We start from the raw sequence: 24,462 nt of genomic DNA on the forward strand, positions 1-24,462 counted from the left end.
TAGCTAAGCCAACACCCTGAACTTCAAACTCCCTCTCCTCCGTGCCGCCTTACCGGCGTTCCCCGTTGGAGAGGCGCGCATTCTACGCATCCCAGCCACCTTGGCAAGCCCTTTTTAAACTTTTTTATCATCTCCCTTGGCGCACACAAAAAAACCCGCCAAAGCGGGTGTTTTATGAGCAACTTGCACAGAAAAGTGGCTACACTTTCTTGCCACCCGTGGGTTTTGTTCTGTGGGTCGGCTTAACCTTTGCGGGACTGGACTTTTTAGCACCGGGCTTGGCTGCCGATGTCTTTGTTACCGGCTTCGCTTTAGGGGCTGCCGCATTGCCTTTGCGAGCCTGATAAGCTTTTCTGTGCTCGCCATGGGGTCGTTTGCCGGTCTGAAGTTTGCCATCCCGGCGACGGGTTGCAGCCTTGGGTTTATCGCCAAAGGGGTTTTCACTGGACTTGAACTCCAGTCGAATAGGCGTACCGTGCAAATCCAACGCTCGGCGGAAGGTCTTCTCCAAGTAGCGAACGTAGGCATCGGGCAGCTCGCTGGTCTGATTGCCGTGTACGACGATGATCGGCGGGTTATGACCGCCGGGGTGGGCATAGCGCAATTTAATGCGGTGCCCACGTACGATGGGCGGCTGGTGCTCGCGTACCGCGTCCTGCAAAATTCGGGTCAGGAAATTGGTGGAAAACTTTTCAGTAGCTGCCTGGAACGCGCGCTCGATAGATTCGTAAAGATGCCCAACACCCGTGCCGTGTTTGGCAGAAATGTAGTGAATATCCGCAAAGTCAATAAAGCGTAGCCGGCGCTCTAATTCATTCTTAACATAGGTTTTATGGCTTTCTTCCAAGCCATCCCACTTGTTAAGGGCGATTACCAGGGCGCGCCCGGCATCGATAGTATGTCCCATCAGGTGCAAATCCTGATCGACAATGCCCTCACTGGCATCGGCCATCAACACCACCACATTGGCATCTTCGATAGCCTGCAGCGTCTTGACTATTGAGAATTTTTCGACCGTCTCTTTAACATTTTTCCGGCGCCGAATCCCCGCCGTATCAATTAAGGTGTAATTTGCTCCGTGGCGCTCGTAGTTGATATAAATACTGTCGCGCGTGGTGCCGGGTAAATCGAATACCACAACCCGATCTTCACCTAGTAGCCGATTCACCAGAGTAGACTTACCGACGTTGGGGCGCCCTACCACCGCGATTTTGATCCCCCGCGGCTTCTCGATGAGCTCGGGTTCCACTTCGGGAAAGTGCTCCATCACCTGCTCCATCAGGTTTTTGACACCCTTGCGGTGCGTCGCCGTCGTTGGAAACAGGTCGCCCAACCCCATCTCATAGAAGGGTGCCAGTGCTATATCCGGATTGGTGCCGTCCACTTTGTTAGCCACCACATAGGTAGGCTTGTTGCGCACGCGCAGGTGTTTCGCAATCATTTCATCAGCGGGAGTTAAGCCCGCCTTACAATCCACCAGAAACATCACAGCGTCGGCCTCTTCAATAGCCTGCAGTGATTGCCCGGCCATGACGCTGTCTATCCCCTCTTCTTCGCCACTAATACCGCCGGTATCAATGACCATGAACTTACGGCCTTGGAACTCGCCTTCGCCATACTTGCGATCGCGAGTCAGACCGGCATAGTCCGCCACCAACGCATCGCGCGAGCGGGTAAGACAATTGAAGAGAGTTGATTTGCCCACATTCGGGCGCCCCACCAGGGCCAATACAGGAATCATGCGCTTTGCACTCATAAACAACGTGAAGGCCAGAAGCGCTCGCGCGATTCTGGCCTTTTAAAAATAGCAGCTAGGGACCTAGTTAGCGGGATTTCAGCTGTAAAGCCACCAAGTCGCCGCCAGTGCCCAATACATACAGCGTGTCTCCGTCAACCACCATGGGCGCACGGATTCCATCGCCGTCTATATGTTCTCGACCGGCCATAATACCCGTTTCACGGTCTAAAAGGTGTAAATAACCTTCAAGATCAGCCACAGCTACATAGTCACCCCAAGCAGCAGGGGGCGACAACTTGCGGCGCAAGAGGTCAGTATTCTCCCAGAGACTTACGCCACTGGACAAAGCGAAGGCCTGCACTTTGTCCTGTTCGCCGGAAATATATACCTGCCCATAATCGGCGGCCGGCCCTTGTACAGAACTGGCATCCTCCGCCCACAGCGGACGGCCTGTAGCGCTGGAAAATGCAACTAATCGACCTTGAAAGCTCACCGCCAGTAGGATTTCACCTGCCAACAAAGGGGTGCCGTCAATATCGACAATGCGCTCGAGCTCGGTTTTGCCCTTTGGAATGGCAACCCTTTGTTCCCATTGAATCAAGCCTGTGTCAATCTCAAAGGCGTAGACTTTGCCATTGTCAAAGCCCGCGTAGACCACATCGCCCTTTACCACCGGTGCACTGGTTCCGCGCAAGGTCAGAATAGGCTGCACACTTTCAAACATCCACTTGACCGCACCTGTCTCGCCATCCAGGCCATACAGCTTGCCATCATTGGTGCTAGCGATTACGACGCCAGCACCGGCAGTGGGCTCTGACAGCACTTCACTGGACAGCTGTGCACGCCATAACTCTTTGCCATCGTCCTTGCTGAGCGCGATGACTTCCCCCTTGTAGCTGCCCAGCAGCAGCGCATTTTGAGACAGGCCAATCCCGGCGCTGATGGCCTCTTCCAGCTCGACGGACCACCGCTTTTTACCGGTTTTTTTGTCGAAGGCGAAAACCTCCCCTTCAATATCGGTGGCGTAAATCAGGTCGCCGGCTATAGCTGGCACCAAGCGCGTATAACGATCGTCCTGGCCACCACCTACACCGCGCGACCAAAGGGTTTTTATCTCAACTTTTTCGGCAAAATCTTCGAGCTCTTTCGGCTCTATATCAATCTCGTCAGTGGATGCGCACGCACCCAGTAGCAGGACGGCAACCAATGCCAATACGTGCTTCATCAGGCACCCTTCTCTTCTGCGACAACCGCTGCGGGCTGCACGCTGTTAAGTTTCATACGAATCTGATTGGCGCGGGCCATCTCCTGGCCACTCAGGTTAGCCAGAGCCGCCTCGTAAGCTTTCGCCGCTTGCGCTTTGTCGTCTAGTGCCAGGTGCGCATCACCTTTGGCCTCGCTGTACAGTGAGCTGAAGGCGCCCTCCGACTCAACTGCCAGTAGCGTCAAAGCTTCGTCTGCCTTGGCCTGGGCCGTCAGAACTCGCGCCAAGCGCAGCCGCGCCAAGTGCGTGACATTTTCGGCATCGGCATGTGCTAAGGCCCAGCGCAACTCGGTCTCAGCCTTCGCTAAGTCGCCAGCTTCAACCGCCTGTTTAGCCAATAACATGGCCGCGTTTACCCCATACAGGGTGTCGCCATGGGCGTCTTTCAAGCCTTGTGCAACATGACTGACCGTTGCCTTATCGGCGTCAGTCAGCGCTTCCTGCTGCGCCAGTAGTTCGGTAATTTCCTCAAATTGTGCCGAGGCTTGCTCAGCACTCGTTTGGCGGCCGTCCTGCCACGCGTTGAAGCCCATATAGCCGCCTACGCCCAGCACAACGGCTATTAGTAGCGATTTGCCATTTTCGTCCCACCAGCGTTTAAGGGCTTCTAGTTGTTCTTCTTCAGTTAAATGCGCAGACACGGTTCAATCTCCAAACAATCTTATAGTGTTTAACTCAGCCAGAGCTGATTCAAAGTGTTTTCAGCAAGGCGATCAAGTCCTCACTGGATAACGTTTGTTGCTCAACCTGCTCGCGCAGGAATTTCACGGTCACTTGCCCCTGCTTAACCTCATCCTCGCCGAGGATTAACGCCAAGGTGGCCTGACTTTTATCGGCCTTTTTCATTTGGCTTTTAAAGCTGCCGCCGCCGCAGTGAGCTTGTACCGAAAGATAGGGTAAAGCGTCGCGCAGCTGCTCGGCCAACCCAAGGCCGGCCGTTGCCACATCGCCAACGGCGACAATATACACGTCTGGCTGCTGTCTGGCAGCCTCGGGGATACATTCGAGCGCTTCGAGCAGTAACACCAGGCGCTCGATACCCATGGCGAAACCAACGCCCGGCGTGGGTCGACCACCCAATTGTTCTACCAGGCCATCGTAACGCCCACCGGCACACACGGTGCCCTGCGCGCCCAGTTTATCAGTCACCCACTCAAATACCGGTTTGGTGTAATAATCCAGCCCGCGCACTAGCCGCTCATTTACTTCATAGGCCACACCCGCTGCGTCCAGATAACTGCACACTGCTGCAAAGTGCGCCTTGGACTCTTCATCCAGGTAGTCACTTAAGCTGGGTGCGCCCTTCAATATCGCCTGGGTACCCGGATCTTTACTGTCGAGCACTCGCAATGGGTTGGTTTCCAAGCGACGCAGACTGTCTTCATCCAACGCAGACTTGTGGGCGGAAAGGTAGGCCACCAGTGCCGCGCGGTACTCGGCGCGCGCGGCCGGCACGCCCAAGCTATTAATCTGTAGGGTCACAGCGTCGGCAACGCCGAGCTCTCGCCAAAGGCGTGCCGTCAACAGTAATAGTTCGGCGTCAATGTCGGGGGTCGCCATACCAAAGGCTTCAACACCGATTTGATGAAACTGACGCAGGCGGCCTTTCTGGGGTTTTTCGTAGCGAAACATGGGGCCCATGTACCACAGCTTTTGTACTTGATTATACAAAAGACCATGTTCTTCACAGGCGCGCACGCAACAGGCCGTGCCCTCGGGCCGAAGGGTGACACTTTCATCGTTGCGATCGAGAAATGTGTACATTTCTTTTTCAACGATATCGGTCACCTCGCCGATCGATCGCTTGAAGAGTTCGGTTTGTTCTAATACCGGAAAGCGAATTTCCTGAAAGTGGTATCGACGCAACAACTCAGCGACCACACTCTCCACATATTGCCAGCTGCCAGACTGCTCGGGCAGTAAATCGTTCATGCCGCGAATGGCTTGAATTTTTTTCACGTTAACTTCCGTTTGTTTTCAATTAATTGCCCGACGCCTCAGACTTTGGCGATAATGGACTCGGCAGCCTTGGCTTTCGCGGCCGCCTTATTGCGAATCAGCACTTCCAGCTCATCAACCAAATTTTCCGCTTTCAATTTGGTATTCGGCTGGCCGTCGATATACACCAGGTTATTGGGTGTGCCACCGGCCAAGCCTATATCTGCTTCTTTCGCTTCGCCCGGGCCGTTTACCACACAGCCGATCACCGCCACATCCATCGGCGTAGTGATGTCTTCGAGCCGAGCTTCGAGTTCATTCATCGTTTTAACCACGTCGAAATTCTGGCGCGAACAGCTGGGGCAGGCGATGAAATTAATGCCTTTAGAGCGCAGTCGCAGGCTTTTTAGCATATCCCAGCCTACTTTCACCTCTTCAACAGGGTCGGCTGCTAGCGACACACGAATCGTGTCGCCAATGCCGTCCATGAGCAACAATCCCAAGCCAATAGACGATTTGACTGTGCCCGAGCGAAATCCGCCAGCCTCGGTAATCCCCAAATGCAGCGGTTGCTCAATTTGTGTGGCTAATTTGCGGTAGGCCGCGACTGCCATGAAAACATCGGAGGCCTTGACGCTAACTTTAAAATCCTGAAAATCATAGCGATCGAGAAACTCTACGTGGCGCAGGGCGGACTCCACCAGCGCATCCGGCGTAGGTTCACCGTATTTTTTCTGCAAATCTTTTTCGAGTGATCCCGCATTCACGCCAATACGGATCGGTATGCCGAGATCTTTCGCTTTACTAACAACCGCTTCGATACGCTTTTCTCGACCGATATTTCCCGGATTAATTCGCAGGCAATCAACGCCCAGATCTGCCACACGCAACGCAATTCGGTAGTCAAAATGTATGTCTGCCACTAACGGCACCGGCGATTGCTTGCGAATTAAGCCAAAGGCTTCTGCGGCCTCCATACTAGGCACTGACACCCGCACAATATCTGCGCCGGCATTGGCCAATTGCACAATTTGCCCAACCGTAGCGGCGACGTCCGTGGTTTCTGTATTAGTCATGCTTTGTACAGAAATGGGTGCATCGCCACCTACTGGCACATTGCCGACCATAATCTGGCGCGATTTACGGCGTTTTATTGGCGACTCGAAATGCATCGTATAAACCCTACTTAATTCGATTGACTAACAACAAAGCGCAGAGCCCGGTTGTTGCCCTTTGGCGTAGCATCAATTGGGCTGTCATTTAAGGTGACAGTTACCGCTTTGGCATTGCCTAACATCACGTTAAAAGGGGCTTTACCCCTGAGCGACAGTGAACTCCCTGCCGACTGTAATTCAGTAGCCAATACGTCGCCATTAGCGTCGCTCACCTCCACCCAGCATTCATCGCTAAAGGTCAGAGCCAGTACATCCGGTGTGCGCGCATCTGCGCGGGGCGCGCTTGTTTCTGGTCTTGGCGCTACTGCCGCGATTGCAGGAGCGCGCTCGGCAACAACTGACTCCGATTGCGCAACTAACGCCTCGTCGGCAGGATCTGCGTTTAACTCGGTGTTAGCTTGTACCTCTGGAGTATCAATTTCAGCCTCCTGGGGCGCTACTACAACTGGTAGATCTTGGTCTGCAGGTGCGATGTCAACGGCTACAGGTACCGTTGCTTGCTCCCCAGCGACGCTATCCTCTTTGGGGTTGACCAGTAACCAAACGATGATGGCGACCAACACCAGTGAAATGGCTACGATGATGAACTGCCCCAGCGCCGGTTTGGCCTTAAATACATCGACATTTCCACTGACACCAAAAGCGCGACTTGGCGCTATTAACTGGCTAACTTCGGAGTGTGCGGCAACATAATCGGTGTAGCGCTGTAATACCGCATCCTCATCCAAGTCCAACAGTCGGGCGTAGGATCTGAAATACCCCCGAATAAAGGTTTCGCCGGGGAACTGATCGTAGCTGTCCGATTCGAGCGCCGCGAGCTTGGCCCGCGTTATGCGCAGTTTACCCGCGACCTCCTTGGCGTCCCACTGTTTGGACTCTCGCGCTTTCTGCAAGTACCCGCCGGGCGTTAAGAGCTCGCCGCAATCATCTACTTTCACTTCGGGTTGCGTTTCAGCAGTCATATTATTGGCCGTTTAATCATTGTTATTGTCTATCCCAAAACCACTGGGCTATCGGCTTCCCTGACTTTGCTTATACTCCAAATACTCTTTCGAATAGGGGAACAGGTTCTTCAGGCTCAGCACTTGACTGGCCTCTTTGTCTTTATTGCCAAACACGCGCTCAATCCTGATACCCACCCACAAACTACGCGCGGTAGGTCGGCTGTAAGTTTCAAACTGGGTGAGGTGCTTTTTAGCCTGCGCATAATCTTTTTGGCGCAAATAATAATCTGCCAATTCCAAGTGCGACGGCGCCATATTGCGCTGCAGCAGCACCGAGTGGTTAAACGCGGCTATGGCTCTGTCTTCTTTGCCAATTTTTTGCGCCGAGACGCCTACGCCGTACAACACCACTGCGCGACGCTCATAGTTGAGGTCTTCTGCCGCCAGTTCGTAGTTTTCATAGGCCTCTTTAAATCGCTCTTTGCTGTACAGAAAGGTAGCGTAGTTCAAGCGTGCCTGGGTGAATTTGGGGTCCTCGCGAAGTGCGGCTTTAAAGGCCTTCTCGGCCAGCTCCGGTTCGCCTTCCAACTGGTACAACAGCCCTCGACCATTGAGTACTCCCACATCCTTGGGAGCAATTTTGGCGGCCTTGTTGAGGTGAAAACGCGCAGAATCCAGGTTGTTTTCGCGTATGTAACCCAACCCCAGCTGAATGTGTGTTTCCAGCGCCTTTTCCGGCTTGACCGTGGGCGGCTCTTTATCCATGGTAGTCACACAGGCCGTTAACACGCTGATAAAAAGCAGAATTACAGCATTTTTTACGAATGACATGGGCTACCTTTTGCGTCGGTTAATTACTGACCTATGATACGCACAGCTTCTTCCTGCTGCGCCATTTTATTACGATAACGCTCTGCCCGCCGCGTCAGGTCGTTAACACTGCCCGCCAATTGCCCACAGGCGGCATCGATATCATCACCCCGAGTTGTGCGCACCGTAGCAATATAACCCGCCTCAATCAAAATGGTTTGAAAGCGACGCAGAGCGTTATTGCTGACCCGCTTGTAATCCGACTGACTAAAGGGATTAAAGGGGATTAAGTTGATTTTGACCGGCACATCGCGCAAGAGTTCCGCCAGTTCGTAGGCGTGCTCTGGGCGATCGTTCACATGATCGATCAGGGTGTACTCAATGGTAATCTTGCGATGGGTATCGGGCAGACCTTCAATATAGCGCTTGGCCGAATCCAGCAGCATGGCGATGGGGTACTTTTTATTGATGGGCACCAACTCGTTGCGCAGCGCATCATTGGGAGCGTGTAGCGATATTGCCAGGCAGGCATCGGTATGTTCACCCAGTCGATCCAGCGCCGGCACTACGCCACTGGTGCTCAGGGTGACGCGACGCTTGGAGATACCATAGCAATTGTCGTGCATCATCAGATGCATGGCGTCTACCACATTGTCAAAATTCAGCAGGGGCTCGCCCATCCCCATCAACACAACGTTGGTGACTTTGCGCGGGCCGTTTACGGCTAACTGACCAAAGGATTGGGCGGCAATCCAGACCTGCGCAATGATTTCCGCCGCACTTAAATCGCGGTTAAAACCCTGCTTGCCGGTGGCGCAAAAACTGCAATCCAGCGAACAGCCGATTTGCGACGATACGCACAGAGTGCCACGCTCGCCATCGGGAATGAACACGGTTTCGATGGCGCTACCACCGTCAACCTTGATCAAGAATTTGCGGGTGCCGTCAGCTGAATCCAGCTGTTTCAGCACCTCGGGAAAGCGAATCTCCGCGACCTCGGCAAGCTTGGTGCGGAGCGGCTTACTGATGTTAGTCATCTCCTCGAAGTTGACCACACCCAACTGGTGAATCCATTTCAATACCTGTTGGGCACGGAAGCGCTTTTCGCCAATGGACTCGAAGAACGCTTCCATTTTCGAATGTGTAAGACCCAACAAATTCACTTTTGCGGGCGTCTGAGCGGCTTCCTGTACCTCAACCATGGGATTCACCTATGCGAAATTAGCGCGAGCTGATTTCAGTAGCTGCAAAAAAGTAGGCGATTTCGCGCTGAGCAGATGCAACAGCGTCGGAACCGTGAACAGCGTTGGCGTCAATGCTTTCGGCAAAATCGGCACGGATGGTGCCAGCGGCCGCTTCTTTGGGGTTAGTGGCGCCCATCAGATCGCGGTTTGCCAGCACGGCATTTTCACCTTCCAACACCTGCACCATCACGGGGCCAGAGGTCATGAAGGCCACCAGGTCGGCAAAGAAGCCACGCTCTTTGTGCTCGGCGTAGAAGCCTTCTGCTTCGGCTTTTGACAGGTGCTTCATCTTGGCGGCAACCACTTTCAAGCCGGCCTTTTCAAAGCGGGTGTAAATTTCGCCAATCACGTTTTTAGCAACGGCATCGGGCTTGATGATTGACAGGGTACGTTCAACGGCCATTTAGATCTCCGGAATTACTGTAGTTTGTGAGTGTTAAAACACGTTAACGTGACAAGATTGTCACACTTTGGCAGTGCCGCAACGATAAATCGACGCCGTTCACTGCTGAATTCGGGGAAAATCGCGCTATTTAGCGCCAAATGGCGCCCATAGTCACGGCTTTCCTATATAGAAAACCCGCGGATTATACGCGGGTTTCTAGGACTTTTGTACGCGGCAAACGGCTATTTTGAGGACAAATCGGGCTTTACTCCGCCGCGGCCTTGGCTATTGCTTGTATACGCCCTACCATCGCCCGCAGGCCATTGCCTCGCGTCGGACTTAAATGCCGCTCCAGGTCCAGGGCGCGAAAGTAGGCGTCCACATCAAAGGCCAATATTTCAGGGGCGGTGCGTCCCTCGTAGGCCGCCATGACCACCGCCAATAGCCCCCGCACAATGACCGCATCGCTGTCCACACTGAAGTAGAGCCGCCCGTCACGGTGCACAGGCTCGATCCAGACATTACTTTGACACCCTTTTACCAAGCGCTCTGGGGTTTGCAGAGCACTTTCCATGGGCGGCAGCGCTTTGCCCAAGTCGATGATATAGCGGTAGCGATCTTCCCAGTCGTCAAAAAACGCTAGGTCATCCAAAATTTCGTCCGTCGTGGGCAAACTCACGCTGCCGCTCCTCCTAATTGCATGGCCTGAAAGGCTCGTATTGCGTAATGCCTAGTCTCTAAGCTGCCTAAAAGAACAGGCCCGCCTCAAGCTGCGCCTCTTCGCTCATCATCTCGCGCGACCAGGGCGGGTCAAACACCAGCTCGACGGCTACACTTTTGACGGCTGGTACCTTGCCCACGCGATATTCTACGTCGCCCACGAGCACCGGCCCCATACCGCAACCTGGCGCGGTCAGCGTCATGCGAATATCGACTCGGCCAGCCGCCTGATCTAGAGCCACGTCGTAGATTAGCCCCAAAGACACCAAATTAATGGGGATCTCCGGGTCAAAAATCGTTTCCAGGGCAGCCCACACCTGGGCTTCATCAATGCGCCCCGACCCGTCGTCGACAAAATTCAGTTTTTCTGGCTCGGCGCCTATGGCGTCGGCGTCGGTGCCGTCTATACGCAACATGTTGCCCTGCCAGGTAACTGTGTAGTTACCCCCAAGACTCTGGCGAATATTGACAAACTCCCCCTCGGGAATAACCACCGGCGTCCCCACGGGCACCCTTCGCGCGGGACAGTCGCGCCGGGTAATCACCATTTGCTGCTGCATTGCGACCTCAGTTCACTGAGAAACTTTCGCCGCAGCCACACTCGGCCACAACATTGGGGTTGTTGTATTTAATGACACGATTGACACCTTCAATGGCCATGTCAATCTCGGTACCCCTAATGACTGGCGCCGCCTCAGCAGAGATTGCCAAAGTCACTTGGTCATTTAAGACCAATAAGGTATCGCCGGGCTCAGCTGCGTCGACGGTGTCGAGCACGTAGGCGTAACCAGTACAGCCACTGGCCTTAATGCTTAAGCGCACCACGGGTTTACCGGCGTCGGCGAGCTTGCGCGCGAAGTGTTGCGCGGCCTTGTCGGTCACAGATACCAGCGGTTGCGCGGGATCGAAAGTGGATACAGTTGACGACACAATAAGTACCTCAGGCCAACAGGGATTTAACTTTTTCGAGCGCGGTAAAGAGCGCATCGATATCAGTTTTATCGGTGTAAATAGAGAAAGATGCTCGGGCCGTGCCCGGCACGCCCAGGCGGTTCATCAATGGCTCGGCGCAGTGGTGACCCGTGCGAATTGCAATCGCCTGGCGATCCAGTAAAAAGCCAATATCGGCTGGGTGCCCGCCCTCTAATAAAAAGCTCAAAACACCCGATTTATTGGCAGCCGTACCCACAATACGCAACCCCTGGCAATCGGCGGCGCGCGCTGTAGCATAGGCCATCAGCTCGCGCTCGTGTTGTTGCAGGCCGCTTAGATCCAAGGCTGCAAACCATTCTACCGCAACGCCAAAGCCAATAACGCCGGCAATGTTGGGAGTGCCGGCCTCTAAACGGTAAGGCAGCGTGTTCCACTTGGCCGATTGGTAGGTGACTTCGCTGATCATTTCACCGCCAGTTTGCCAAACGGGCCATTCGCGCAGCAGCGCTTCACGCCCCCAAAGCACACCAATTCCCGTCGGGCCAAACATTTTATGGCCGGAGAAAGCGTAAAAATCACAACCTATCGCCTGCACATCCACGCCGCCATGGGCGATTCCTTGGGCGCCGTCGATCAGCACCAATGCACCCACGGCTTTCGCCGCGCGGGTCATGTCGATTATGGGATTAACGGTACCCAGTGAATTGGACACGTGCGGAAACGCCACCAAGCGCGTGCGCGGAGATAAGAGCGCGTGAAAGGCCCCCAGATCCAAATCGCCAGAATCAAAAATAGGCGCCACTTTCAACTGCGCACCGCTGCTTTTACAAGCCTGCTGCCAGGTAACAATATTGGCGTGATGTTCCATTTCGGTCACCAGCACTTCATCGCCGGCCGACAACTGTTGCGCCAGTCCGTGCGCCACAATATTAATAGCCTCTGTGGTACCGCTGGTCCAAATCACCTCTTCGCGCGCACCGGCATTGATAAAGCGCGCCAAGGTGTCGCGTGCACCCTCATAGCGGCTGGTGGCCTCATCGGCCAAGCGGTGCGCACCACGGTGCACGTTGCTATTACAGGTGGAGTAATAATCAACCAACGCGTCGATCACGCACTGGGGCTTCTGAGTGGTGGCAGCGTTATCCAGATACACCAAGGGCTTACCATCTATTTGGCGCGCCAAAATCGGAAACTGCGCGCGCACGGCGCTCACATCAAAGCTCATTGCGCCCCCATTTGTGCGAAACGCGCACGCAATATGGGCCGCAGCCAGTTAGCCAAAACCGCATTGGGCATGGCGTCGACCAACTCATTAATAAAACCAAAATTCAGCATGATTTGCGCTTGCGCACGCCCAATACCGCGGCTTTGCAGGTAATACAGTGCCCGCTTGTCCGTTTCGGCGACGGTGGCGCCGTGCGCGCAGCGCACGTCATCGGCGTAAATTTCCAATTCTGGTTTGGTATTAATTTCCGCGCCCGGATTGAGTAACAGGTTGCGATTATTCAATTCCGCCAGCGTTTTTTGCGCATGGCGATGAATGTGAATGCGCCCGTTAAACACAGCACGCGCCTTGCCACCGGCAATGCCGCGCACATTTTCTTCGGTGGTACCGTTGGCACTGGCATGCTCAATGGTGGTGTGTAAATCGAACAGCTCACTGCCATCGAGCAAATACACGGCATTCATTTTTGCCAGCGCAAATTCGCCGGCGTGAATCACATCCACATCAAGGCGCGCCAGATCACTGCCAAAGCCGACCAGCGTGGCGTTCAACTGACTGTGCTCAGCCAATGAAAAGTGACAACCGCCGACACTCATGGCAGCGCCGGTTTGCAAAGCAAACCGATAGTGCTCCAGCGCTGCGTGAGTACCGATTTCATACTCGGCAAAATAGGTAGACATGCAGGGCGCGGACCCCTCGGCGTGCTCGATTACCGAAGCATGGGCATTGGCGCCCAAGCGAACCAACACGCGGCCATGGGCCTGCGCGCCGGCGCGGGTGTGATAGATAATGTGCAGCGGCCGCTCAATGCGCACGCCTGGCGCCACATCAATCACCCAGCCATCGACGGCCAGCACATCGTTCACCAAACCAAACAGGTGGCGCTCTGGCTTCACCCGGCCAAACAATTCCGCCGCCACTTGGGGCGCATCACCCAATGGGCGAATGGTTAACCCCGCGGGTAAATTCTCTGGGATGGTTGCTGGCACGCCGTCCACTAAAACCAACGTTAATGCATCGAGGTCAGCAATGGATGCCACCGCGGCCGAGGCATCGGTATTTGCTGCAAATTCTGCCTGCTCCAGTGCGCGCACCGGCGTGTATTTCCACGCCTCCACTTTGCGACCAGGCCAGCGCGCCGTGCGCAGCAGCGCCAGCGAGGCCTGCCGTTGCGCGGCAAAGGCATCGTTCACCGGTGCGCCGCTGAGTGCCTTTTCTAACCATGGATTCATTGTGCAGCCACCTCGTCCGGGTGATCCGCCAGCCAGCTGTAGCCCTCGGCCTCCAGTTCTTTCGCCAGCTCGGGGCCGCCACTTTTTACAATTTTTCCGTCCGATAACACGTGCACGTAATCGGGTTTGATGTAATCCAATAAACGCTGGTAATGGGTAACGACCACAAAGCTACGCTCGACAGAGCGCTGGCCATTTACGCCATCGGCAACCACTTTCAGCGCATCGATATCCAGGCCGGAATCTGTCTCATCTAAAATACACAAGCGCGGCTCCAATAAAATCATCTGCATGATTTCATTGCGTTTCTTTTCACCGCCGGAAAAGCCTTCATTTACGCCGCGCTTCAGAAACTCCACGGGCAAGTTCACTTGCTTACAGGCTACACGTGCAATCTTCAGAAACTCTGCGGAGCTTAGCGCGGTCTCGCCACGCGCCTCGCGAACCGCGTCAACCGATGCCTTTAAGAACTCCATATTGCTCACGCCGGGAATCTCTACCGGGTACTGAAACGCCAGAAACAAACCCAGTCGCGCGCGCTCTTCGGTTTCCATTTCCAGTAGGTCCTGCCCCTGGAGCGTGGCGGTACCCTGCTCCACTTCGTAGCCTTCGCGGCCGGACAACACGTAACCCAGCGTACTTTTACCGGCGCCATTTGGCCCCATGATGGCATGCAATTCGCCGGGCTTAACCTCTAAGTTCAGGCCTTTCAAAATGGTCTTTTCTTCGACGCGCGCATGTAAATTCTTAATCGATAACATAGAACTATTCCTGAACCTTAACTTAGCCCACCGAGCCTTCTAGGCTGATTTCAAGTAATTTGCCGGCTTCAACCGCAAATTCCATGGGCAATTCTTTAAACACTTCCTTACAAAAACCATTTACGATCATGGAAACGGCTTTTTCCGGATCTAAACCGCGCTGACGGCACAAAAACATTTGGTCGTCACTCACTTTCGAGGTAGTGGCCTCGTGCTCGACAATAGCCGTCGGATTACGGCTCTCCACATAGGGAAAGGTGTGCGCACCGCACTGGTCGCCAATAAGCAGCGAATCGCACTGGGTGAAATTGCGCGCGCCTTCTGCCCCAGGATTCATGCGCACCAAGCCCCGATAGCTGTTATTGCTACGCCCGGCCGAAATACCTTTAGAGATAATGGTCGAGCGACTATTTTTACCGAGATGAATCATCTTGGTACCGGTATCAGCCTGCTGTTTGGCACGGGTCAAGGCCACTGAGTAAAACTCACCGACACTGTCTTCACCCTTCAATACGCAGCTCGGGTACTTCCAGGTAACCGCCGAACCGGTTTCCACCTGTGTCCAACTGATCTTGGCCCGGTTGTGCGCAATGCCCCGCTTGGTGACAAAGTTGTAAATACCACCGCGACCCTCTTCATCGCCTGGATACCAATTCTGCACGGTGGAATATTTAATCTGGGCATCATCTAGGGCCACCAGCTCAACGACGGCTGCGTGCAGTTGATTTTCGTCGCGTTGCGGTGCGGTGCAACCTTCCAGATAGCTCACATAGCTGCCCTCTTCTGCAACAATGAGGGTGCGTTCAAACTGGCCGGTATTCTGCTCGTTGATGCGGAAGTAGGTGGATAATTCCATCGGGCAGCGGGTGCCTTTTGGAATGTATACAAATGAGCCGTCGGTAAACACAGCGCAGTTTAGCGCGGCGAAGAAATTATCTTTCGGCGGCACCACACTGCCTAAATATTTCTGCACCAACTCCGGGTATTTCTGTACGGCTTCTGATATCGGGCAAAAAATCACCCCGGCCTCAGCTAGCTTTTCTCGGAAAGTGGTAACTACCGATACCGAGTCAAACACCGCGTCGACAGCAACACCGGCCAGCATCTGTTGCTCAACCAGAGGGATACCCAGTTTTTCATAGGTGCGCAGCAATTCGGGATCGACCTCGTCCAAAGACTTTGGTTTGTCCTTCATGCTTTTAGGGGCCGAATAGTAGGAGATGGCCTGGTAGTCAATCTTGTCGTAAACCACGTGAGCCCACTCTGGCTCTTCCATCTCCCGCCAGCTCTGGTAAGCCTTTAGGCGCCAGGCCAACATCCACTCCGGCTCTTGCTTCATGGCGGAAATGCGACGAATAACATCTTCGTCCAATCCGGGAGCAAAAGTTTCAGATTCGATAGCGGAAACAAATCCCGCCTCGTACTCGCGCTTTAACGCCTTGTCAATTTGCTCAGTCATAAGACCTTCTACTGCGTTTGCTGGGTGAGACAATCACCTGGCTTTGATGAATTAGATTTAGGCCGCGCTTAGCTGGCCCACCACGTGGCGAATATGGGTCACGGCGCGCGCAATGTCGGCCTCGGAGGTGTAGCGACCAAGCGATATACGCACGGAACTGTGCGCATCGCTATCGCTCAAGCCCATAGCCTTTAACACGTAAGACGGCGCCATGCTGGCCGAGGTGCAGGCCGAGCCCGACGAGATGGCGATATCGCGCAGTGACAGCAGCAATGATTCGCCATCCAAGCCGCTAAAACACACATTCAGATGGGTCGGGCTCACCGACGCCGCGCGACCATTGCGACTCACACCTGGAAGCTCGGCAATACCCGCCCACAACTGCTCTCGCAAGGCGGCAATGCGCGCCATCTCAGTTTCTCGCAATTCAGTGCAAAGCGCCGCTGCGGCGCCGATACCCACTAATTGATGCGTTGCCAGGGTGCCCGATCTGAGCCCCCGCTCGTGACCACCGCCGTGCATTTGCCCGCGCAATTCGCGCGCAATGGCGCGCCGCACGTAGAGCAAGCCCACGCCTTTTGGGCCGTAAAATTTATGCGCAGATAAGCTCAACAAATCCGCATTGAGCGCGCCGACATCGGTGTTCAATTTGCCGGCCGACTGAGCGGCATCCACGTGCAGCAAAACGCCGCGCGCACGGCACAATGCACCAATTGCTTCGATCGGATTGATGGCCCCCACTTCATTATTGACGTGCATCAAGCTGACCAACCGGGTATCTGGTCGCAGCGCATCTTGAACTTGCTGCTCGCTGATGCAACCGTCGGCATCGGGCGTCAGCCAGGTAACCGCCACACCCTTGTCGGCCAGCCATTTGGCGGGATCTATCACCGCCTTGTGTTCGATGACGCTAGTAATCAGATGGCCTTTGAAGTCGACGGCTTCAAACACGCCCTTGAGCGCCAGGTTATTAGCTTCGGTGGCGCCGCTGGTCCAGATAATTTCGCGCGGGTCAGCGGCGAGCAGTGCGGCCACCTGGGCGCGCGCATTCTCCACTTGCTCTTCCGCCTGCCAGCCAAAAATGTGCGAACGCGATGCAGGATTGGCAAAATAGCCATCCTCGGTGAGGCAAGATGCCATCGCCTTAGCCACCGCAGGGTCTACGGGCGTTGTGGCTGCGTAGTCGAGATACACCGGCAAATTCACGGCTGGCTCGCCTCCAGCACCGTCAAGGCTTGCGGCAATGCCTCGGCGGCGGCCTTGGCCCGGGTTTCTTCATCCTGGCGCGAGCACACAGTGCGCACATCGTGGCGCTCCATTAGAGCCGCCAGGCTGATGGAGTTTAAAAACTGATGAATCTGGTCACTGAGGTCACTCCACAAGTTGTGGGTGAGGCACACCTTGCCATTTTGGCAGTTGCCGCTGCCGCCACAGTTGGTGGCGTCGATGGATTCGTTAACGGCATCGATGATCTGCGCCACGAAGATTTGATCCGCCTCGCGACTTAACCGATAGCCACCCCCCGGTCCGCGCACACTGGTAACCAATTCAGATTGCCGCAGCTTGGAAAACAATTGCTCCAGGTATGACAGCGAAATCTCCTGGCGCTTGGAAATATCGGCGAGGCTCGTGGGTCCGTGCTGAACGTGCATGGCCAGATCCAACATGGCTGTGACCGCATAGCGACCTTTAGTCGTCAGTCTCATAGGCGTATTCCATCCAATCAATGCCCTACTTTCAGGAGGGGCATTATAAATACCCCACTAACACAGTCAAGTATAAGCCTGAGCAAAACACTAAGGTATTACTTTTTTGGCCCAACCTCCGCTTCGGCCAACCTGGCCTCTAGCTCGGCGATTCGATTGGCCGCGTGAAACTGGGCATTCTGGGTGGCCGTAAGAATGCCGCGCAGGATATTTAGCTCCATCTGATCCAAGCGGGCCCGGTTGTAGAGCCTGCGCAGGCGCGTCATGGTTTGGCGCGGGTTGTCGTGGGTGATGAAATCCAGTTTTTCGAGGGTGTCTTGCAGGTGACGGTAGTAATACTCTAACTCCTGATTGTTGGCGGGCGGCTGATCCCATTCGTCAAAATGGGGCTCGATGCCGTCGCGCTCGGTCAACATAGTCATGCGCAACTCGTAACAGACCACTTGCACGGCGGTGGCGAGATTCAAAGCGGAATAAGCTTCATTGGCCGGAATGTGCAAATGGATATTGCACATTTGCAGCTCCTCATTGGTCAAGCCTCGATCCTCGCGACCAAACACAATGGCCACCGGGTGCTGTTTGGCTTCGCGCGCCACCTGGCCGGCCGCCTCTTTAGGTGTTTGAATCGGCCAGGGAATACTGCGCCCTCGGGCACTGGTACCAATGACCAAGCCACAATCGGCCACCGCGGCCTCCAGGGTGGGTACTACCGTGGCACCATCGAGCACATCCTCGGCATTACCTGCGCGCCAAGTGGCCTCCGGAGCCGGGTATTCGCGCGGTTCAACCAGCCATAAATCAGCTAGCCCCATGTTTTTCATGGCTCTCGCAGCGCCACCGATATTGCCCGAAGCCTTGGTATTGACCAGCACAATACGTACCTTGCTAAGCCAATCTGCGGTTTGCTGGTTGGTCATTTTTTTCACCCACGTCTGAAAATGGCGCGCAGTGTATCAAAAGCCCGATTCAAGTCCCACTGGCGACTGCGATTGCCGCTATGCTTAGCAACACTGTGCTGTTATAATCCGCGCCCCTCATTTACCCCGCAGCCTGCCCAAGCAAGGCGCTGCACCGCGGTAACTGCGCTCTCTAACATTCAACTGCCCTGTCGGAGTCCCCATGGAACCCATGCTGACCATTGCCCTGCGCGCAGCGCGCAAGGCCGGAGAATTGATAGAACGCGCCATGGAGCGCGTAGATTTTGTTGCCATTGAAGCAAAAGGCCAAAATGACTTTGTTACCGAAGTTGACAGGGCCGCTGAAAAAGAGGTGATTTACCACCTGCGCAAAGCCTACCCAGACCACAATATTCGCGGCGAAGAAGGCGGCTTTAATGCGGGCAAGAGCGGCGACAGCGAATACGAGTGGATCATCGACCCACTCGACGGCACCACCAATTTCATTCACGGCATCCCCCACTTTGCCGTATCCATTGCATGTAAACGCAAAGGCGTCATTGAGCATGCAGTGGTGTACGACCCCATCAAGCGCGAAGAATTTACTGCCAGCAAAGGTAAAGGCGCCATGCTCAACGGCCGACGCATTCGTGTAACCGCGCGACGCGGCCTGGAAGGCGGCTTAATTGGCACCGGCATTCCCTTTAATGGCTGGGCGCTCGAGCACATTAATCCCTACCTTGCGGCCCTGCAGGAAATTGCCGGTCAAACTGCCGGTATCCGCCGTGCGGGTTCAGCCTCTCTGGATCTGGCCTATGTGGCCGCCGGGCGCTTTGATGGCTTCTGGGAAATGAACTTGAACGAGTGGGACATCGCCGCCGGCGTTTTACTGGTCAAAGAAGCCGGCGGGCTAATTTCCGATTTCAAAGGCGGCAACAGCTACCTGGAAAATGGCAATATTGTGTGCGGTGGCCCCAAGGTATTCAAACCACTGTTGCAAATTGTGGGCGGCCACATGGGCCACGTACAAAAGTAACCCACGTTGGGCCTGGCAACAGGCCCTAGCTGACCAATTTATTGAGCGTATGAATCAGCGCGTTGATGTCGATAGGCTTGGTCAAATACTCGAAAAAACCCGCCTTTCGACCACGCTCAATATCAAAGCTCATCGCATTTGCCGAGAGCGCCACCACCGGTATTTTTTCCGTACTTGGATCGGTTTTCAACACCTCTAAGACTTCAAAACCGTCCATACCGGGCAGGTTAATATCCAAAATAATGATATCGGGCTGAAAGGTGCGGGCTTTATACAACCCCAAAAACGCCTCTTCTGCCACTTCCAACTGCAACTTATCAAAGCGACTACAAAACTGCTTGATGACGCGAATGTTAGAGGGATTATCTTCGATATACAGCACGCGATGCGGAGTGGAAATGGTCAGTTCCGCCCGCGCCACAGGCGTGTGCGTATGCTGATGCGCTACGGCATCTTGCTGTGCCGATTTTTGAAACGTCAACCAAAATGTTGTGCCCTGCCCCTCCCTACTTTCAAAATCGATGGTGCCGCCCATCATTTCCGTTAGGCGGCGGGTGATCACCAGACCAACACCACTGCCTTCAATTTTTCCACCCTCGGCACCGAGTCGATTAAAGGGCTGGTACATTTCCTTGTGCTTGGATTTTGGTATTCCCACGCCCGTGTCGCGCACACCTATGCGCATGTGCTCTTCGTCGGGCATATAAAACACCACCTCAACGGAGCCACCCATGCGGTTGTATTTTATGGCGTTGCTCATCAAATTGAGCAACACCTGCTTGAGCCGCACACTGTCTGCGTGAATATAAGTGTTGCTCCACTTGCGAAAATCCACGCTCACTTTAATGGCACGAGTCTCTGCCAGCGATTGCACTAACTGTACACACTCGCGCACAACCCGCGCAGGCAATACCGGCTCCAGTGAAAGCGACAATTTGCCCGATTCTATTTTTGCCAAATCCAGCACGTCGTTAATCAACTGCAAAAGGTGTGTGCCAGCCTTGCGAATTTCGCGAATATTTTCCAGCTGTTCGCCACTGAGGTTGCTGTCGTAATCAAACAATTGAGCAAAGCCCATAATGGCATTCAGGGGTGTGCGCAGCTCGTGGCTCATACTTGACAAGAATTCGGACTTGGCGCGATTGGCGCGCTCGGCAGCCTCTTTGGCAAGCATGACGCGCTCTTCCGCCTCCTTTAGCAGCGTAATATCCATATTACTGCCCGCCATACTGACCACTTCACCCTGACTATCGAGCGCCGCCGAGCCGCGCCCCTTAATCCAGCGGTAGCGCCCGTCCACGGCCTTCATTCGGTACTCAATATCAAAGGGGCGATTGTGAGCAATATGATCTGCCAGCATCGCCTTGAAGCGCGGCACATCTTCCGGGTGCATTAATTCGTACCATGCCTGCAGCCGATTGCGCCCTCGCGTGAGCACCGCATCGTTTTCCTCGTAGCCGAGCATCTCCCAGCAGCGATTGGAAAAATCTAACGCTTTATTCTCCCGGTTCCACTCCCAAATTCCATCGTTGGAGGCTTTGATTATGCGTTCGTGGCGGGCTTCGCTTTCGCGCAGTTTGGCTTCAATGTTCTTGTGTTCAGAAATGTCAAAGTTCACACCCGAAAGGTAGGCCACCCTGCCATCACCGCCCTTATAAGAGAGGCCGCGCGCCTGAGTCCAACTAAACTCACCGGAGGCCTTGCGAATGCGATAAATCACATCGTAGGGCTTACCGCGCACAATATGCGCCTCAATGGCCGATTGAATCACTGCCACATCGTCGGGATGCACAAACGCAAACAAGTCCTGACCGCTATCGACGGCGGCACGGGCTGCTCGGTCATAACCCAAGCGCTCCCAAAATTCGCCCTCCCAATAGAGCTTGTTACTTTTTAGGTCCCACTCCCAAAAACCACATTGGCTGCCCTTGAAAATACGCTGATAACGAATAACACGTTCGCGCAGTTCCTCCGGGCTGGCAGCGCTTACTTGCTCTGGCGTCAGCGACAAATAGCGCTGCTTCGCCTGTGTGCCTGGGGTTGGTGTTGATTCGTTCATAGGGACGGGCCAATTTGGGATCTATTCAAGAAATATATCGCACTGGGCACAAAAAAGGCGACCGAAGTCGCCTCTATTTTAGCCGCCGTTAGGGCATATCATCCACTTCGGCACCCTCTTTCACCGGAGGCATTAAATCCTCTTTGGTGATATGTAGGCTCAACAACAGGTTGGATGCCACATAGATAGAAGAGTAGGTACCAATCACAATACCCACCAGCAATGCCGACGAGAAGCCGCTGAGCAATTCGCCACCATAGAAAAACAACACCAGCAATACGATTAACGTAGTACCCGAAGTCATCAAAGTACGGTCGAGGGTTTGTGTAAGCGAGGCGTTTACCACCTCTAATGGTTCGGTTTTGCGCAAGACTGGGAAGTTTTCCCGCACTCGGTCGAACACCACGATAGTATCGTTCAACGAATAACCGACCACCGCCAACACAGCCGCCAGTACCGACAGATCAAAGCCAATTTTCATGACCGAGAAAAAGCCCAGCGTAATAATTACGTCGTGCGCAAGCGCGGCAACGGCGGCCAGTGCGAACTTCCACTGAAAGCGCATGGCCACGTAGGCCATCACCACAGCGAGTGCGAACAACATACCAATACCGCCACTGTCGCGCAGCTCTTCACCTACCTGGGGGCCCACAAATTCAACCCGGCGCAAATCGATTTGGCCGGCCTCTTCTGCCGTTAGCAGCCCCACAACTTCATCGCCAAGGCTCTCTGAAAAGTCCTGCTGCATGCGAATAAGCACGTCTTCATCCGAGCCAAAATTCACCACGACGACATTGCTATAGTCTGCCTCGGTCAATATGCCGCGAATTTTTTCAAGGTCGGCTTTGTGCTCATAGCGCACTTCAATCTGCACGCCGCCCGTGAAGTCCAGCCCAAACTCCAGGCCATTGATGGCTAGCGATGTGATAGAGCCGAGTAGCAACAAACCGGAAAACACCGTGGCAATCGCCCGGCCGCCCATGAAATTGATCACTTTTTTTGCAATAGTCATGGTCTGCTCCTCAAATCCACAGCTTCTTAACGTTGCGACCGCCGTAGAGGGTGTTGATCACCATCCGCGACACCATAATGGCCGTAAACATCGAGGTTAAAATACCCAGGCTTAAGGTCACCGCAAAGCCTTTAACTGGCCCAGTACCAATGGCATAGAGAATCACCGCCACTATCAGTGTGGTGACGTTGGCATCGAGAATGGTGGTAAAGGCGCGCTCATAACCCGCATTGATCGCCGATTGCGTAGGCAAGCCGTTGGCCACCTCTTCCTTGATGCGAGAGAAAATCAACACGTTCGCATCCACCGCCATACCCACGGTTAACACGATACCGGCAATACCGGGCAGCGTTAAGGTTGCGCCCAACATTGACATACAAGCCGCCAACAACACCACGTTTGCCGCCAGTGCAATATTGGCGGCGATGCCGAAGACCTTGTAGTACAGGAGCATAAATATCAAAACGATGGCGAAGGCAATTTGCACCGACAAAACACCTACGCGAATATTTTCGGCACCCAATGACGGGCCAATGGTGCGCTCTTCGACAAAATACATGGGCGCAGCCAGTGCACCGGAGCGCAGCAACAGTGCCAGCTCCGAGGCTTCAGCAACATTGTCCAGACCGGTAATGCGAAATTGCACCCCCAGAGCACTTTGAATCGTGGCCAGGGAAATAATTTTCTTCTCCACAATCTGCCGGGGTGTTACCACCTCTTCACCGTCGGCATTGGTGGTGCGATCCAAGCGGGTTTTGTATTCGATAAACAACACACCCATCCGACGCCCAACGTTGGAGCGGGTTGAGCGGTGCATCTTGGCACCACCGGCGCTATCGAGGTTAATGTTTACCTGCGGCTGATTGGTTTCTGGATCGAAGCTACTCTGTGCTCCACTGACGTGGTCGCCCGAAATAATCAATTGGCGCTCTAAATAGGCACCGCCTGTGCGGCGCTGATCCGCCTCGCTGCGAAAATCAAAATGCTCTTTATTAGTAACCAGTTCGCTCGGCTTGGCCTCTAAACGGAATTCCAAGTTGGCGGTTTTGCCGATTACTCGCTTGGCTTCGGCAGTATCCTGTACGCCCGGCAGCTCTACGACGATACGGTTGCGCCCCTGGCGCTGTACAATGGGCTCGGACACACCCAGCTCGTTCACACGATTGCGCAGGGTTGTCAGGTTTTGGCTCACCGCGTAGTTTTCAATTTCGCGAATAGCCGCCTCGGTAAACGTGGCAGTCACAGCAAAGGTGCCATTATCACTGTCCATCACTTCACGCGCTAAATCTGCAAAATCTTTGCGAAAGATATCCTCTGCGGCATCGCGGTCTTCGGCCGTTCGGAACACCGCCTTAATCACACCCTGGTCACTCAAATCTACCGACACATAGCGAATACGCTCTTCGCGTAACTTGCCTTTAAATTCAGCAATGCTGGACTCCTGACGCTTGGCAATGGCGGAGGCCGTATCCACTTCCATCAAAAAGTGCACACCGCCCGACAAATCCAGCCCCAGTTTCATCGGGCCGGCACCCAGAGCCATCAGCCATTCCGGTGTTGTGGGCGCCATGTTTAAGGCAACCACAAAGCGGTCGCCCAGCGCGCGCTGGATGATCCGCTTGGCAGGCAATTGATCTTCCACGCGCTTTAAGCGGATGAGGGCCGCTTTATCGGTCACCGTCTCACCGAAATGTTCGATACCCTCGGCTTCCAGTGCGCCAGCAGCTGTGTTCAACACCGTTTCATCCAACACCATAGCGCTGGACTCACCAGAAATTTGCACCGCTGGGTCTGGCGCGTATAGGTTAGGCATGGCAAACACAAAGGCCATGGCAATGACTGCCAGTATCAGCAGGTTCTTCCACAGGGGGTAGCGATTCAGCATAGTGGTTTCCGTCGCGGGCAGCGCCTTGCCGCCCTTTTAT

23 protein-coding genes are annotated in these 24,462 nt (G+C 54.4%); 1 reads left to right on the plus strand and 22 read right to left on the minus strand.

What is annotated here, in order from left to right:
• Positions 1-199: 199 nt before the first annotated feature.
• The 19 genes from der to ACW8F6_RS16160 form a co-directional block, all read right to left on the minus strand.
• Positions 200-1,741, minus strand: coding sequence for a ribosome biogenesis GTPase Der (gene der, locus ACW8F6_RS16070; RefSeq protein ID WP_491576897.1), 1,542 nt, complete (start codon positions 1,739-1,741; stop codon positions 200-202).
• 82 nt (positions 1,742-1,823) lie between these two features.
• A complete protein-coding gene (gene bamB, locus ACW8F6_RS16075) occupies positions 1,824-2,963 on the minus strand; it encodes an outer membrane protein assembly factor BamB (protein WP_491576898.1) in 1,140 nt (379 codons plus the stop codon).
• On the minus strand, positions 2,963-3,643 hold the full coding sequence (locus tag ACW8F6_RS16080; protein WP_491576899.1) for a YfgM family protein: 681 nt from the start codon (positions 3,641-3,643) through the stop codon (positions 2,963-2,965). Before ACW8F6_RS16080 ends, bamB begins: the two co-directional genes overlap by 1 nt.
• Positions 3,644-3,692: 49 nt before the next feature.
• Positions 3,693-4,961 (minus strand): histidine--tRNA ligase, encoded by a 1,269-nt coding sequence (gene hisS, locus ACW8F6_RS16085; RefSeq protein ID WP_491576900.1) that lies wholly within the window; start codon positions 4,959-4,961, stop codon positions 3,693-3,695.
• A gap of 38 nt (positions 4,962-4,999) precedes the next feature.
• On the minus strand, positions 5,000-6,112 hold the full coding sequence (gene ispG, locus ACW8F6_RS16090; RefSeq protein ID WP_491576901.1) for a flavodoxin-dependent (E)-4-hydroxy-3-methylbut-2-enyl-diphosphate synthase: 1,113 nt from the start codon (positions 6,110-6,112) through the stop codon (positions 5,000-5,002).
• Between the two features lie 14 nt (positions 6,113-6,126).
• Positions 6,127-7,077, minus strand: coding sequence for a RodZ domain-containing protein (locus tag ACW8F6_RS16095; RefSeq protein ID WP_491576902.1), 951 nt, complete (start codon positions 7,075-7,077; stop codon positions 6,127-6,129).
• A gap of 48 nt (positions 7,078-7,125) precedes the next feature.
• Positions 7,126-7,890, minus strand: coding sequence for a type IV pilus biogenesis/stability protein PilW (pilW, locus tag ACW8F6_RS16100; protein WP_491576903.1), 765 nt, complete (start codon positions 7,888-7,890; stop codon positions 7,126-7,128).
• Positions 7,891-7,913: 23 nt separating this feature from the next.
• A complete protein-coding gene (rlmN, locus tag ACW8F6_RS16105; RefSeq protein WP_491576904.1) occupies positions 7,914-9,071 on the minus strand; it encodes a dual-specificity RNA methyltransferase RlmN in 1,158 nt (385 codons plus the stop codon).
• A 19-nt stretch (positions 9,072-9,090) separates the two neighbouring features.
• The gene (ndk, locus tag ACW8F6_RS16110) at positions 9,091-9,516 is read right to left on the minus strand and encodes a nucleoside-diphosphate kinase (RefSeq protein WP_491576905.1); all 426 of its coding nucleotides are present in this window, start codon (positions 9,514-9,516) and stop codon (positions 9,091-9,093) included.
• Between the two features lie 247 nt (positions 9,517-9,763).
• Complete coding sequence (locus ACW8F6_RS16115; RefSeq protein WP_491576906.1) at positions 9,764-10,177, minus strand: SufE family protein; 414 nt, start codon at positions 10,175-10,177, stop codon at positions 9,764-9,766.
• A gap of 67 nt (positions 10,178-10,244) precedes the next feature.
• A complete protein-coding gene (sufT, locus tag ACW8F6_RS16120) occupies positions 10,245-10,778 on the minus strand; it encodes a putative Fe-S cluster assembly protein SufT (RefSeq protein WP_491576907.1) in 534 nt (177 codons plus the stop codon).
• 7 nt (positions 10,779-10,785) lie between these two features.
• Positions 10,786-11,148 (minus strand): HesB/IscA family protein, encoded by a 363-nt coding sequence (locus tag ACW8F6_RS16125; RefSeq protein WP_491576908.1) that lies wholly within the window; start codon positions 11,146-11,148, stop codon positions 10,786-10,788.
• A 10-nt stretch (positions 11,149-11,158) separates the two neighbouring features.
• Positions 11,159-12,376: an aminotransferase class V-fold PLP-dependent enzyme gene (locus ACW8F6_RS16130; RefSeq protein ID WP_491576909.1), complete on the minus strand. Its 1,218-nt coding sequence runs from the start codon at positions 12,374-12,376 to the stop codon at positions 11,159-11,161.
• The gene (locus ACW8F6_RS16135) at positions 12,373-13,608 is read right to left on the minus strand and encodes a SufB/SufD family protein (RefSeq protein ID WP_491576910.1); all 1,236 of its coding nucleotides are present in this window, start codon (positions 13,606-13,608) and stop codon (positions 12,373-12,375) included. The genes ACW8F6_RS16130 and ACW8F6_RS16135 overlap by 4 nt, the downstream gene beginning before the upstream one ends.
• On the minus strand, positions 13,605-14,369 hold the full coding sequence (gene sufC / locus ACW8F6_RS16140) for a Fe-S cluster assembly ATPase SufC (protein ID WP_491576911.1): 765 nt from the start codon (positions 14,367-14,369) through the stop codon (positions 13,605-13,607). Before sufC ends, ACW8F6_RS16135 begins: the two co-directional genes overlap by 4 nt.
• Before the next feature lie 22 nt (positions 14,370-14,391).
• The gene (sufB, locus tag ACW8F6_RS16145) at positions 14,392-15,828 is read right to left on the minus strand and encodes a Fe-S cluster assembly protein SufB (RefSeq protein ID WP_491576912.1); all 1,437 of its coding nucleotides are present in this window, start codon (positions 15,826-15,828) and stop codon (positions 14,392-14,394) included.
• A gap of 57 nt (positions 15,829-15,885) precedes the next feature.
• Positions 15,886-17,034, minus strand: a complete 1,149-nt coding sequence (locus ACW8F6_RS16150) for an aminotransferase class V-fold PLP-dependent enzyme (RefSeq protein ID WP_491576913.1) — start codon at positions 17,032-17,034, stop codon at positions 15,886-15,888.
• Entirely contained in the window at positions 17,031-17,534 is a 504-nt protein-coding gene (iscR, locus tag ACW8F6_RS16155) for a Fe-S cluster assembly transcriptional regulator IscR (RefSeq protein WP_491576914.1), read from the minus strand. Before iscR ends, ACW8F6_RS16150 begins: the two co-directional genes overlap by 4 nt.
• 98 nt (positions 17,535-17,632) lie before the next feature.
• The gene (locus ACW8F6_RS16160) at positions 17,633-18,451 is read right to left on the minus strand and encodes an RNA methyltransferase (RefSeq protein ID WP_491576915.1); all 819 of its coding nucleotides are present in this window, start codon (positions 18,449-18,451) and stop codon (positions 17,633-17,635) included.
• A 202-nt stretch (positions 18,452-18,653) separates the two neighbouring features.
• Between ACW8F6_RS16160 and ACW8F6_RS16165 the strand changes: the two genes are divergently transcribed.
• Entirely contained in the window at positions 18,654-19,466 is an 813-nt protein-coding gene (locus ACW8F6_RS16165) for an inositol monophosphatase family protein (protein WP_491576916.1), read from the plus strand.
• Positions 19,467-19,491: 25 nt separating this feature from the next.
• Here the strand turns inward: ACW8F6_RS16165 and ACW8F6_RS16170 are convergent, their stop codons facing one another.
• From ACW8F6_RS16170 to secD, 3 genes are all read right to left on the minus strand, one after another.
• A complete protein-coding gene (locus ACW8F6_RS16170; protein WP_491576917.1) occupies positions 19,492-21,525 on the minus strand; it encodes a PAS domain-containing protein in 2,034 nt (677 codons plus the stop codon).
• A gap of 88 nt (positions 21,526-21,613) precedes the next feature.
• Complete coding sequence (gene secF / locus ACW8F6_RS16175; RefSeq protein WP_491576918.1) at positions 21,614-22,537, minus strand: protein translocase subunit SecF; 924 nt, start codon at positions 22,535-22,537, stop codon at positions 21,614-21,616.
• Positions 22,538-22,547: 10 nt separating this feature from the next.
• Positions 22,548-24,422, minus strand: coding sequence for a protein translocase subunit SecD (gene secD, locus ACW8F6_RS16180; RefSeq protein WP_491576919.1), 1,875 nt, complete (start codon positions 24,420-24,422; stop codon positions 22,548-22,550).
• Positions 24,423-24,462 lie beyond the last annotated feature (40 nt).

It is taken from the genome of Simiduia sp. (assembly GCF_058345725.1).